At 64.0% G+C, this 12976-nt stretch carries 10 protein-coding genes; 2 read left to right on the top strand and 8 right to left on the bottom strand.

Annotated elements, in window-relative coordinates; all coding sequences use genetic code 11:
• The first annotated feature begins 131 nt into the window (after window positions 1-131).
• Window positions 132-1412, top strand: a complete 1281-nt coding sequence (gene purD / locus EH240_RS06250; protein WP_124996541.1) for a phosphoribosylamine--glycine ligase — start codon at window positions 132-134, stop codon at window positions 1410-1412.
• A gap of 10 nt (window positions 1413-1422) precedes the next feature.
• Here purD and melA (EH240_RS06245) read toward each other — a convergent pair whose 3' ends face one another.
• The 6 genes from melA (EH240_RS06245) to melA (EH240_RS06220) form a co-directional block, all read right to left on the bottom strand.
• Complete coding sequence (gene melA, locus EH240_RS06245) at window positions 1423-2793, bottom strand: alpha-glucosidase/alpha-galactosidase (protein ID WP_124996540.1); 1371 nt, start codon at window positions 2791-2793, stop codon at window positions 1423-1425.
• A gap of 19 nt (window positions 2794-2812) precedes the next feature.
• A complete protein-coding gene (locus tag EH240_RS06240; RefSeq protein WP_124996539.1) occupies window positions 2813-4483 on the bottom strand; it encodes an ABC transporter ATP-binding protein in 1671 nt (556 codons plus the stop codon).
• Window positions 4484-4493: 10 nt separating this feature from the next.
• Window positions 4494-5630 (bottom strand): ABC transporter permease, encoded by a 1137-nt coding sequence (locus EH240_RS06235; protein ID WP_124996538.1) that lies wholly within the window; start codon window positions 5628-5630, stop codon window positions 4494-4496.
• Window positions 5631-6638 (bottom strand): ABC transporter permease, encoded by a 1008-nt coding sequence (locus tag EH240_RS06230; RefSeq protein ID WP_124996537.1) that lies wholly within the window; start codon window positions 6636-6638, stop codon window positions 5631-5633.
• Window positions 6639-6750: 112 nt separating this feature from the next.
• A complete protein-coding gene (locus tag EH240_RS06225) occupies window positions 6751-8835 on the bottom strand; it encodes an ABC transporter substrate-binding protein (protein WP_124996536.1) in 2085 nt (694 codons plus the stop codon).
• A 104-nt stretch (window positions 8836-8939) separates the two neighbouring features.
• Window positions 8940-10406: an alpha-glucosidase/alpha-galactosidase gene (gene melA, locus EH240_RS06220; protein ID WP_124996535.1), complete on the bottom strand. Its 1467-nt coding sequence runs from the start codon at window positions 10404-10406 to the stop codon at window positions 8940-8942.
• Window positions 10407-10654: 248 nt separating this feature from the next.
• Between melA (EH240_RS06220) and EH240_RS06215 the strand changes: the two genes are divergently transcribed.
• The gene (locus EH240_RS06215; RefSeq protein ID WP_124996534.1) at window positions 10655-11497 is read left to right on the top strand and encodes an AraC family transcriptional regulator; all 843 of its coding nucleotides are present in this window, start codon (window positions 10655-10657) and stop codon (window positions 11495-11497) included.
• A 21-nt stretch (window positions 11498-11518) separates the two neighbouring features.
• Here the strand turns inward: EH240_RS06215 and EH240_RS06210 are convergent, their stop codons facing one another.
• Both EH240_RS06210 and EH240_RS06205 read right to left on the bottom strand, forming a co-directional pair.
• Window positions 11519-12628, bottom strand: coding sequence for a glycoside hydrolase family 25 protein (locus EH240_RS06210; RefSeq protein ID WP_124996637.1), 1110 nt, complete (start codon window positions 12626-12628; stop codon window positions 11519-11521).
• Window positions 12629-12754: 126 nt separating this feature from the next.
• Entirely contained in the window at window positions 12755-12967 is a 213-nt protein-coding gene (locus EH240_RS06205) for a type II toxin -antitoxin system TacA 1-like antitoxin (RefSeq protein WP_124996533.1), read from the bottom strand.
• Between the last annotated feature and the right edge of the window lie 9 nt (window positions 12968-12976).

Below are 12976 nucleotides of genomic sequence, written 5' to 3'. Positions count from 1 at the left end.
CAAACATGCCTCATCGCGTCTTGATACGGGCAACGTTCCCGTGTGCAATCGCCACCAAAACGCTAAGACGCCTTGACCCGTCGCCCTTGGACCAATAGCGGGTTCAGGGAGACGATCAGCAAGAGGTGGCCATGAACGTTCTTCTTCTCGGCTCGGGCGGCCGCGAACATGCGCTGGCCTGGAAGATGTCCGCCTCGCCGCTGCTCACCAGGCTCTATGCCTCGCCGGGCAATCCCGGCATCGGCCGCCTCGCCGAACTGGTCAAGCTGGACATTTCCGACCATTCCGCCATCGCCGCCTTCTGCCAGGACAAGACTATCGATCTCGTCGTGGTTGGCCCGGAAGCGCCATTGGTGGCCGGCATCGCCGACGACCTGCGCGCCTGGGGCATCCGCGTCTTCGGTCCGTCAAAGGCTGCGGCGCGGCTTGAGGGCTCGAAGGGTTTCACCAAGGATCTTTGCGCGAAATTCAACATCCCGACCGCAGCCTATGGCCGCTTCAGCGACCTCGCCTCGGCCAGAGCCTATGTCGAGCAGACGGGCGCGCCGATCGTCATCAAGGCCGACGGGCTTGCCGCCGGCAAGGGCGTCACTATCGCCATGACGCTGGAGGAGGCGCTGGCTGCGATCGAGGCCTGTTTCGATGGCGCCTTTGGCGCTGCCGGCGCCGAGGTCGTCGTCGAGGAATATCTGACCGGCGAGGAGGCGAGCTTCTTCTGCCTGTGCGACGGCGCCACGGCTCTGCCCTTCGGCACCGCGCAGGACCATAAGCGCGTCGGCGACGGCGATACCGGCCCGAACACGGGCGGCATGGGCGCCTATTCGCCGGCGCCGGTGATGACGCCCGAAATGACCGATCGCACCATGCGCGAGATCATCGAGCCGACCATGCGCGGCATGGCCGAACTCGGCGCGCCGTTCGCCGGCATCCTCTTCGCTGGGTTGATGATCACCGACCAGGGTCCGAAGCTGATCGAATACAACACCCGCTTCGGCGATCCGGAATGCCAGGTGCTGATGATGCGGCTGAAGGACGACCTGCTGGTCCTGCTCAACGCCGCCGTTGATGGCCAACTCGCGCATATGTCGGCGCGCTGGAGCGACGAAGCAGCGCTGACCGTGGTGATGGCGGCGAGGGGCTATCCCGGCACGCCGGAGAAAGGCTCGGTCATCCGCGGCCTCGACGAGGCCGCGAGCGAGGGCGCCGAAATCTTCCATGCCGGCACCGCCATCAATGGCGGTGCGCTGGTCGCCAATGGCGGCCGTGTGCTCAACGTCACCGCTCTCGGCGCCACGGTCGGCGAGGCGCAGAGACGGGCCTACGCGGCGATCGACCGGATCGACTGGCCGCAGGGCTTCTTCCGCCATGACATCGGCTGGCGCGCCGTCGAGCGGGAGAAGGCCGGCGGCTGATCGCCGCGGATCAGGCGGCCTTGCTCTTGCCGTCCTTACGCGCCCAGGCCGGCAGCCAGTCGCCGTGAGCGGCGATCAGGTCGTCGACCAGCGACCAGATCTGGTCGAGGTCGAGCTCGGCTGCTGTGTGAGGGTCCATCATCGCCGCGTGGTAGATATGCTCGCGGTTCTCGCTCATCAGCGCCCGCACCGTCAGTTCCTGCACATTGATGTTGGTACGGATCAGCGCCGTGAGCTGCGGCGGCAGGTCGCCGATATAGGTCGGCTGGATGCCCGAGGCATCGACCAGGCACGGCACTTCCGCCGCGCAGTCGAAAGGCAGCGAGGTGATGCAGCCATTGTTGCGGACATTGCCGTAGATCACCGACGGCTCGCCCGTCCAGACCGAGTTCAGGATCGAGGAGGCATATTCCTTCGATTGCTCGACCTCGATCCGGTCGGCCGAACGGTAGGCTTCGGCCTGTCTCTTCCAGCCCTCGATCTGCTCGATGCAGCGCTTCGGATATTCATCCAGCGGAATGCCGTATTTCTCGATCAGGTCGGGGCGGCCCTCCTTGATGAAATAGGGCGTGTACTCGGCGAAGTGCTCCGAGCTCTCGGTGACGAAATAGCCGAGCCGGGTCAGCATCTCGTAGCGCACCTTGTTCGGGCAGCGCGGGTTCCAGCCCGGCTTCGGCGCGTGGCCTTCGCGATAGGCGCGGACAAGATCGGGGTAGAGGTCGCGGTAGGACCCGTCCGGCTGGCGATGATCGAACTTGAGATAGAAGGCCATATGGTTGATGCCGGCCGCGCGGTAACGGATTTCCTCGTAGGGGAGGTCGAGGTCGTGCGCCAGCTCCATCGCCGTGCCCTGCACCGAATGGCAGAGGCCGATCTGCTTGATTGTGGGGTATCTCTCGGTGATCGCCCAGGTGTTGATCGCCATCGGGTTGACATATTGCAGCATGATCGCCTCGGGACAGACCGCGAGCATGTCCTCGCAGATCTTCCACAGATGCGGCACGGTCCTTAAGGCGCGCATGATGCCGCCGACGCCGAGCGTGTCGGCGATCGTCTGGCGCAGGCCGTATTTCTTCGGCACCTCGAAGTCGGTGACGGTACAGGGCTCATAGCCGCCGATCTGGAAGGCGACGACGACGAAATCGGCGCCGGCGAGTGCCTTGCGCTGGTCGGAATAGATCTCGGCCTTCGCCTTCACGCCGAGCGTCGCGATCAGCTTGTTGACGACGACGGCGCTCTCTTCCAGCCGCTGCGGATTGATGTCCATCAGCGCGATGGTCGCGCCCGACAGCGCCGGCCGCTGCAGCACGTCGCCGACGATGTTCTTCATGAACACCGTCGAGCCGGCGCCGATGAAAGTGATCTTGGGATTTCTTGCCACGCTAACCTCCGGCAAATGTTCAGGCTACGTCGAAAGCGGCCCTGACGAGCCGTTCGGTGTAGGCGGTCTTGGGATTGGAAAGCACCTCGTCGACGGGCCCCTGCTCGACGATCTTGCCGTGCTGCATGACGATGACGCGGTGACACAGCGCCCGCACCACCTTCAGGTCGTGCGAGATGAAGAGGTAGCTCAAGCCCCGCTCGTCCTGCAGCTTGCGCAAAAGGTCGATGATCTGCGCCTGGACGGAAAGGTCCAGCGCCGAAGTCGGCTCGTCGAGCAGGATGAATTCGGGCTCCAGCGCGATGGCCCGGGCGATCGCGATGCGCTGCCGCTGGCCGCCGGAGAATTCATGCGGGAACCGCGACAGGATATTTCCGGGCATGCCGGCGCTGACCAGCGCCTCGCGCACCCGTTCGACCCGCTCGCGCCGCGTCACCCCGATCCTGTTGACGACCAGCCCTTCCTCGATGATCTGGCCGATCGTCATGCGCGGATTGAGCGAGGAGAACGGGTCCTGGAAGACGACCTGCATGCGTGAGCGCAGCGGCCGCATCTCGGCCCGTGACAGGCCCTGGATCGGCTGGCCGTCGAAACGGATCTCGCCGCGCTTGGCGTCCAGCAGCCGAAGCAGCGCCTGGCCGAAGGTGGTCTTGCCGGAGCCGGATTCGCCGACCAGTCCGAGCGTCTCGTGGCGGCAAAGCTTGAGGCCGAGGTCGTCGACGGCGACCAGCTCGCGCCAGTCCGGTTTGAGGAAGGTGCCATGGCGCAGCGTGAAGCAGACGCGCACGCCGTTCGCCTCGAGGATGGTGCCGGACTTATCGGGAAGCGATCTCGGCCGTCCGCGCGGCTCGGAGGCAAGCAGCCGCTGCGTGTAAGGATGCTGCGGATCGGCGAACAGCCGCTCGGTGACGTTGTGCTCGCACATCTCGCCATGCTGCATGACATAGACGTAGTCGGAGAACTTGCGCACCACGGTGAGGTCGTGCGTGATCAGGATCACCGCCATCCGCATCTCCTTCTGCAGGTTGCGGATCAGGTTCAGTATCTGCGCCTGCACCGTGACGTCGAGCGCGGTGGTCGGCTCGTCGGCGATCAGCACGTCGGGCTCGTTGGCCAGAGCCATGGCGATCATGACACGCTGGCGCTGGCCGCCGGAGAGCTGATGCGGATATTGCTTGAGCCGGGCTTCCGGCTCGGGAATCTGGACATGCCGCAAAAGCTCGAGCGCCCGCGCCCAGGCTTGCCTGCGGCTCACCTTGCGGTGCACCCTGATCGCTTCGACGATCTGGCTGCCGACCGTGTAGATCGGGTTGAGCGAGCTCATCGGCTCCTGGAAGATCATCGAGATGCGGTTGCCGCGCAGCTTGCGCCGGGCGCGCTCGGAGAATTTCAGGATGTTCTGCCCGTGATAGTCGACGCTGGACCGCGGCGACACCGTCGCCCGCCGCGTTAGAAGCCCCATGACGGTGCGCGCCGTCACCGACTTGCCGGAGCCGGATTCGCCGACGATCGCGATTGTCTCGCCGCGATAGAGCTGGAACGAGACGTCCTTGACCGCCTCGACGGTGCCGTGCTCGACCTTGAAGGCGACCTCGATGTTGCGGGCGTCGATGACCGGCTGGTCATGGCGGCCGTCATGGTCGAGCCGGACGGCCGGTGCGAAGGATTCTGCGAGAGCGATCGTCGTCATTCCTGCCACCTCAGTACGGATCGACGGCATCGCGCAGGCCGTCGCCCAGCGCGTTGAAGGCAAAGACCGTGATCAGCACGAAGCCGACCGGCGAGAGAATCCACGGATAGGTGCCGATGACCGAATAGGTCGCGGTATCCTGCAGCATCAGCCCCCACGAGATCAGCGGTGGTTTCACCGCGAAGCCGAGGAAGCCGAGGAAGGATTCCAAGAGCACCACCGTCGGGATCGCCAGCGTGACCGCGACGATCACATGGCTCATCACATTGGGGAAGATATGCTGCATGATGATGCGCCGGTCGGTGGCGCCGACCGCCATGGCGGCACGCACATAATCGATCCGCGCCAGCGCCAGCGTCTTGCCGCGCACCTCGCGCGACATCTGCGCCCAGCCCAGCGCCGACATGACGATGATGACGAAGGCGAGGAAGACGTTGGTCGGCGCGGTGACCGGGATCAGCGTCGTCAGCGCCAGATAGAGCGGCAGTTGCGGGAAGGCGAGCACCAGCTCGACGAAGCGCTGCACCCAGACGTCGAACCTGCCGCCCAAATAGCCGGAAACCATGCCGACGGTGGTGCCGATGACGGTGATGATGAAGACTACCGTCAGCGCGATCATCAGCGAGACGCGCGAGCCGTGGATGGCGCGCGACAGCACGTCGCGGCCGAATTTGTCGGTGCCGAGGAAATGCACCGGCTGGCCATCCATTGAGGCGAAGAAGTGCCGGTTCGCCGGAATAAGCCCAAGGAGCTTGTAGGGCGCACCCTCGACAAGGAAGCCGAGCAGTCGCGGATGATCGTAGTCGGGGCCGACGATCGGCTGGAAGGTGACCGGGTCGAGATCGGTCGAATCGGCCAGCGCATAAACCCTGGGCCGCGCGGCAAAATTGCCGTCCTTGTCATGGAAAACAGGCACTTGCGGCGGCGCGAAGGCGACATCGGTGGCCTTCGGGTCCATCGGCGCCAGGAATTCAGCGAACACCGCCATGAGAAGCAGCAACACGACCAGGCAAAGCCCGGCCATGCCGGTCCAGGAGCGCTTCAGCCGGCGCCAGACCAGCGCGATGTAGCTTTCGTTGCCGTGTCCGGGCTTGGTCGTGGTTCCCTCGGGCGGCAGGGGCGGTGGTGATGGGTCGCGCGCCAGCATCTAGCGCTCCCCGAACTGGCGCACGCGCGGGTCGAGCAGGGCGAGCAGCATGTCGGCGATGATGTTGCCGACGATCAGCGTCGCCGACAGCACCATCATGAAGGTTGCCGTCACATAGACGTCGCCCACCGCCATCGAGCCGACGATCGCCGGGCCGACGGTCGGCAGCGCGAAGATGATCGCCGTCTCGATCTCGCCGGTGAGCATATAGGGCAGCACCACGCCCTGATACATTACGAGCGGATGCAGCGCGTTGGGCACGGCGTGCCGCATCACCACAGCGCCGCCGGTCAATCCCTTGGCCTTGGCCGTCTCGACATATTGGGCGTTCAGCGTGTCGAGCAGATTGCCGCGCATGACGCGCATGTTGTAGGCGAGTCCGCCGAAGGTCGCGATCGCCACCACCGGCCAGACATGCTTGACGAGGTCGACGAACTTCGCCCACGACCACGGCGCGCCGCCATATTGCGGCGAGAAGAACGAGCCGATCTCCGAGACGTTGAACTGGAAGACCAGCAGATAGACGATGATCAGCGCCATCAGGAAGCGCGGCACCGTCATGCCGAGGAAGGAGATGGCCGACAGCGTCGAGTCGATCCAGGTATACTGGCGTGTCGCCGCCCAGATGCCGAAGGTAATGCCGAGCACTGAGGCGAGCAGGTGGCAGACAAGCGCCAGCAGCAGCGTGCGTGGCAGCCGCTCGCCGACCACATCGGCCACCGGCTTGTTGTAATAGAGGCTGTAGCCGAAATCGCCGCGGGTGACGATGCCGCCGATCCAGTTGAGATACTGGATGGGCAGCGGCTTATCGAGGCCATGCTCGACACGGTAGGCCTGCGCTTGCGCATCGGCCTGGGCGAAAGAAGCGCCGCCCTGGTTGATCAGCTGCGAGCGGATGTAGTCGGCATAGTCGCCCGGCGGCGCCTGGATGATGGCGAAGGTGACGAGGCTCAAGATCGCGAGGACGGGGATCGCCGACGCTATGCGCATAAGCAGGAATCGCAACATCGACGGTCTGCTTCCTTCTTCTTCGCCGGTCGCTCCCTTGGGTGCGTTCGGAGCTTCTATGTGTCCGGCCGCGCCGCGGCGCGGCCGGACGTCTCTTCGTCAGGGAGGGTAACTAGTCCATCGGCCCCTTGTCTCCCGGCTTTCCGGGCAGTTCCTGGGGAAACAGTTCATACTTGGCCTGCTTGTCGGCCGCGACGAAGACGCGTTCGCGCACGATCGAATCCTCGGCCCAGTTGAACATGAAGATCGGCGTGCCCTGCGGGATGTTGGAGAAGCGCTTGTTGACGATCAGCGCGCCGGGATATTCCGTCAGGCCGACATTGTAGACGTTTTCCGTCGAGATCTTCTGGAACTTCTTCATCAGAGCGGCGCGCTGGTCGTTGTCCTGCGTCGAGACGAACTTGTTGACGATGTCCACCAGATTCTTCTCGAAGGGCATCAGGTCGACCTCGCCATTCTCCGGCGCGCGATGGTTCCAGCTGGTTTTCGGGCCGACCGGAGCGAGCTGCTCGGTGTTCTGCACGACGGAGGTCAGCTCCTGGTCGTTGCGCCGGATCAGCCAGTCGAAGCGGCCTGAATATTGCGAGGCGTCCCGCTGGGTGCCGTTGAGCCCGTTGAGCACGACCCTCAAGCCCAGCTTCTCCATCTGGGCGACGACGCCCTCGGCGAGGCTCTTGTCGGTGGTGTAGTCGTTGTTGACCAGCATCACGATCTCGACATCCTTGCCGCCGGCGGTGCCGGCCGGGAAGTTCACGATACCGTCGCCGTCAGTGTCCTTGAGGCCGGCCTTGGCGAGCTCCGCCTTGGCGCCCTCGAGATCGAAGGGATAGTAGACGGTGGACTTGCGGTCGTAGAAGCTGGTGCCCGACGAGAAGCCGCCGGGATAGATGGCGGTGAACGGACCCTTGACCAGAGAGTCGCCGAGCGACTTGCGGTCGAGCGCCATGGTGACGGCCTTGCGGAAGTCCTCGTTGCGGTTCAGTTCGCGTAGCGCCTGGCCGCGTTCGTCCGGATTGCCCCAGCCATTGGCGGAAAAGTTCATGCGCAGATTGTAGCCGATGAGGCGCGGGCCGAAGGCAAGTCGCGCCGGCGCATTGGCCTCCGCCGCGCGCTTCAGCGAAGCGACGAAGTTTTCCGGCTGCTCGAGGTTGGAGAAGTCGCCCGAGCCGGCGACGGCCTGGACGTCGCGGTCGGCCCAGGTCGAGAGCTTGTACTGCAGTTCATTGAGGTAGGGCAGCTGGTTGCCCTTCTCGTCGACCTTCCAATAATAGGGGTTGCGGCGCATGACGATGATGTCGTCCGGCCGGTATTCGACCGGCACCCAGGCGCCCATCACCGGCATGTTCATGAACTCCGGCGGGAAGGCGTTCTTGAACTGGTCGTAAGTGTTCTTCGAATATTTCGGATGCTTCGTCTTGAGGATATGCGAGGGGCCTGGGCAGAAGGTGCCATAGGCCATCGCATAGAGATACTGTCTCGGAAACGCCTCCTTGAAGGTCCATTCGACGGTGTAGTCGTCGATCTTCTTCAGTGTGGTGCCGACGCCGAAGGTTTCCGGCGTCGCGCCGTTCAGCGGCGAGACGTTCGGGTCAACGACTTCGTCATCCCAATAGAACATGACGTCGTCGGCATTGAAGGGTGCGCCGTCCGACCATTTCGCGCCTTCGATGAGATGCATGGTCAGCTTGTGGCCGTCGGCCGACCAATCCCAGCTCTTCGCCAGGTTTGGCAGCGGCTCGGTGTCCTTGGCCTTGACCTGGAACAGCGGCGCGGTGCGCGTCAGGCATTCGGAAAGGCCGACGTCGATGCCGCCCCAGCCTTGCGTCTGGCCGGCGCCGTAGTTCCAGCCTTCCGGCCTGCCGCCGATGACATGGCGCATCGTGTCGCCATAGACGCCGATGCCGTCCGGCATGTTGGCCGTCTTGAAGACCAGCGGCTCCTTCGGCAGCCTGTCCTTGACCGGCGGCAGCTTGCCGGTCTTGACGTATTTCTCCGTCACCCAGTCCGGCTCGTGATATTCCGACAGCGCCTTGAACTCCAGGATGGAGTCGCGCGCCACATAGTGGATCTTCCCCTCGGCCGGGAACGTCGCCGGCTCCGGCGGCACTGTCGGCCCGGAAGCGGAAGCGTTGAGAGCCGGAATTGAAACGCTCAGCATCAATCCGGCGGCAATGCCAATTCTGCGTAAGTTCCTCATAGTCTCCTCCCACGTGTTAGACGTCTGCTGTTGCCCGCCTTCTATTCGGTGCGGCTGATAGCGGCGGACCAACCTCCCGTCGGTCCGCTTCCATGGCCAAGTTGTCAGCCGGCCTGTTTGAGCGCCGCCTTTTCGGCGCGCAATTCCTCGATCGAGCGCACGCTTCGCCGCGCGGCACCCGCCCATTCGCGGGTCTTGACCCTGGATTTCGAAAGCCGCTCTTTTGCCGCCGGCACCGCGTCGGCATATTGCGGCAGCCAGGCTGCCTGGGCGACGACCATCTCGTCCACCATCTGCCAGACCTCCTCCGGCGTCGACACCGCGCCGACCAGCGGATCGTGCAGCACCGCGAGCTTCAAGAGGTCGATGTCGCCGGCGATCGCGGCATGCACCGACATGCGCTGGACGTTGATCGAGGAGATGCAGGTGGCCGCGCAGGCCTCCGGCAGCGTGATGCCGGCGGCCATGTTGATGCCGAAACGGTCGACGAAGCCGGGCGACTCGACAATGGCGTCCTGCGGCAGGTTGGCGATCACGCCGTTATTCCGGACGTTGAAGTGCCCGCGATAGACGCGGTTCGTCTCCAGCGCTTCGAGGATGTGGCTGGCATGCTCGTTGGAGCGCTTGGCCGGGTCGATCGGCCTCGAAGCCGCTTCGAGGAATTGCGGATATTCCGTCTCGAACCAGTTGCGGGTCTCGGTCGAATAGCGCAGATAACCGCCGGTCTCGCCATGGATCCAGTCCGACATGTCGATCCAGCGCGTGATCTCGTCAGGGCGCTTGCGGTACCAGGGCAGATATTCGGACAGATGCCCGTTGCTTTCGGTCGAATAGACGCCGAAGCGCTTGAGCACATCGATGCGCAGCTTCTCCTGCTTCGAATAGACCGGGTGCGCCTCGAAGGCGGCGACCAGCTCGTCCTTGCCGATCGGCCGGCCGTTCAGCCTGAGCTCGATGAACCAGGTCTGGTGGTTGATGCCGGAACAGACGTAGTCGAGCTCCCTGGGCGACTTCGCGCCGAGAACTTCGGCGATCTGTTCGGCGCCGTGCTGGACGCCGTGGCAGAGCCCGACCGTGTCGACCTTGCCGTATTCGATCGCGGCCCAGGTGTTCATCGCCATCGGGTTGGCGTAGTTCAGGAACTTGGCGTTCGTGTCGGCGACCGCGCGGATGTCCTTGCAGAAATCCAGGATCACCGGGATGTTGCGCTGGCCGTAGAGGATGCCGCCGGCGCAGATCGTGTCGCCGACGCATTGGTCGATGCCGTATTTCAGCGGAATGCGGATGTCGTCGGCATAGGCTTCGAGCCCGCCGACGCGCACGCAGCTGATGATGTAGCGCGCCCCCTCCAGCGCCTTCCGACGATCGGTGGTCGCCGTCACCTTGGTCGGCAAATTGTTCGCTTCCACGATCCTGTCGAGGATCGCCTTGATCATCCCGAGATTGTGCTCGCTGATATCGGTCAGCGCGAATTCGATGTCCCGGAATTCAGGCACGCACAGAATGTCCGTGAACAGCTTCTTGGTGAATCCGACGCTGCCGGCGCCGATAATAGCGATTTTGAAGCTCATCACCTTCACCTCGATCCAATCGAATGTTAGGCAAGGAGCAGCAGGAGGTGATATGGCCGCACGCTGACTTGCGTGCATGCCATCCGAGCCGGAAATCCGGCTCTTTCTCCTCCCGCCCGCTCCTCGACCGCGGGTCTTTCGCGTTCTGAGAAGCCGGATTATGCGCTTATTCGCCGGCGCGGCCAGAGAAGGATTATGCTTTCGAGGGTAATTTTGTGCTGCAGGACCTGATCGCGAACGGAAAGTTGATGCGGACGATCTCGCTGCCGCGCGGCCGCCAGCGCCTGCATGCCATGCCGACCAGCACGGGCTATGAAGTGCGTGAGGACGAGACATACGACTGGGACGGGCGAAAACGCGGCCAGACCCCGTTCACGGTTCTTCAGCACACGATCGGCGGCACAGGACAGTTGCGCTACGAGAGCCGCAACTATCGTCTGCAGGCGAACGACACGCTGCTGGTGCTGGTGCCGCACAACCATCGCTACTGGCTGGCCAAGGGCGACCGCTGGGAATATTTCTGGATCTCGATGAACGGCGAAGAGGCGCTGCGCATCCACAAGTCGATCCTCAGCGTCTCGGGTCCCGTGTTCCGGCTGCAGCCGGCGACCATCGATCATCTTGCCGATTGCAGCTTGCGCCTCATCAAGGGAGCGGGCTCGCCGGGTGCGGCCTCCGCCATCGCCTATGAGGCGGCGATGGCGCTTTACGACGATGTCTTCGGTTCCCATGCCTTCGCCGAAAAACAGAGCGCCATGCAGCCGGTCATCGATCATATCAACGCCAATCTCGACAAGCCGCTGCCCGTGGCGGAGCTGGTCGAGATCAGCGGCCTCAGCCGCGCCCATTTCTCGCGCTGCTTTGCCGAGAGCGAGGGATTGCCGCCGGCCGAATTCGTGTTGCAGCAACGGCTGCAGCGCGCCGCGAAACTGCTGACCAGGGCGGATTTCCTGCCGGTCAAGGAAGTCGCGGTGCTGTGCGGTTTCGAGGATCCGAACTACTTCTCCAAGGTTTTCCGCCGCTGCTACGGCATCAACCCGACGCAGTTTCGCACCACCGGCATGTATGCCAGCCGGGGCAGCCATCGCTGACGGCAGTTGATTTTGAAACGGTCAGTGGCGAGGCCTATCGAGCGTCGTCGAGGCAGTGCTGACCGGATCGGCAGCGGCGAAAGCGGCGTCGAGCTGTTCGGGCGTGCGCTGCCCGGCCCGCTTCCAGGCGACGTACTGGGCAATGCCGAAGCTCGGGCGCTGTGGCACTGTCTTCACCACAGGCATACGAAAACCGTCGCGGAATTTACCCCAGCGCGCGCCGAGCACCGCGACCATTTCCTCGAAGGTCGGCGGCGTCGCGACGTCGGCAAAGGTGAGGGTGACCTTGCCGGCGAGCGCAGCTTCGCGCCGGATCGGTACCGGTATCGAAGCAAGATAGTCGGGCGGCACGTCGAGCAGCCCGCCGAACGCCCATTGCCGACGCAATTCGCCGGCGCTCATCGGCGCGACGCTGACGTCGATGTCGTTGGGCGTGCCCGGCACCCTGTAAGGGCAGCTCAAACGGCCGCAATTGGCTTGCGCCGAGAACTGCCAGAGCGCGTAGCCCTGCCAGTTGCCCATCGGGAAATGCACGTCGATGTCCGGCTTGTAGCGCGCGTACCAGAGCGGCAGTCGGGACAGCAGCCGGTAGGTGTAGCGGTTGTCGGCGATATACTGGGCGGTCTTGCCGTTGCTGTAGAGCATCGGGAAGCGGCCGAGCCGCCTATGCACCTGGCGCACGAATTCTTCCGCGTCCTCAAGCGACATCCATTGCGTCGGGTCGTTGCCTTCGAGGTCGAGGGCGATGAGGTCGTCCGGTGCGGGCTCGGCGAAGTCGATGAAATTGTTGGCCTGCTCGACCGGATTGCCGGGGCGGGCCAGATGATAGGCGCCCCATTTCAGGCCGAGCGCCTTGGCCACCACCTTGCGCGTCTGGAAAAGCTCGCGCGTCACAGCATAGCGCTTCCACAACGCCTTGCAGAGCTTCACGTCGGTCTCGCCGCCGAAGCAGAAATAGGGCGGCGGCAGCCCGTCGGAGGCCTTGTTGATGAAGCCGACGATGCGCTTGTCGGTGGCAAGCTGCGCCCAGTCGATGGAATTGTATTCGTAGGCGTCGATCACCAGCGCGCGGTCGGCGTTCTTCCACGGCTCGGAGAAATCCGAGGCCTTTGCCGCCGTGCCCAGCACCATCGCCGCCGCGAGAAGCGCCAGGCGGCGAAGAGGGCGCGCCGGCTTTTTCAATCAGGGTGTCCCCACTGACCAGGGGACGATCCTGAACCGCTATAGTTAAGGAAGTGCTGCCGGGCCGAAGAGCCTTCAGCGCGGCCGAGCCCGGCTACCGAGATTCAACGACAGGGCTTTTGTAGGCGTCGGCGGCTTGCGAAGCGCGTCATTCGGCTCCGGCGGGTTCACAATTGCCTCGACCAAAGCGAGTTGATCTGCGGTCGACAGTCGAATGCTCGCGATCTCGTTGTTGGTTTCCTGCGCGACTTCGGCGAGGGCGCCACGGGGAGTCTTGCGGCTCGGCATTATGATTAC

It is taken from the genome of Mesorhizobium tamadayense, assembly GCF_003863365.1.
Taxonomy (GTDB): Bacteria; Pseudomonadota; Alphaproteobacteria; order Rhizobiales; family Rhizobiaceae; genus Mesorhizobium; species Mesorhizobium tamadayense.
This window is presented reverse-complemented; position numbering and strand designations above follow the sequence as displayed.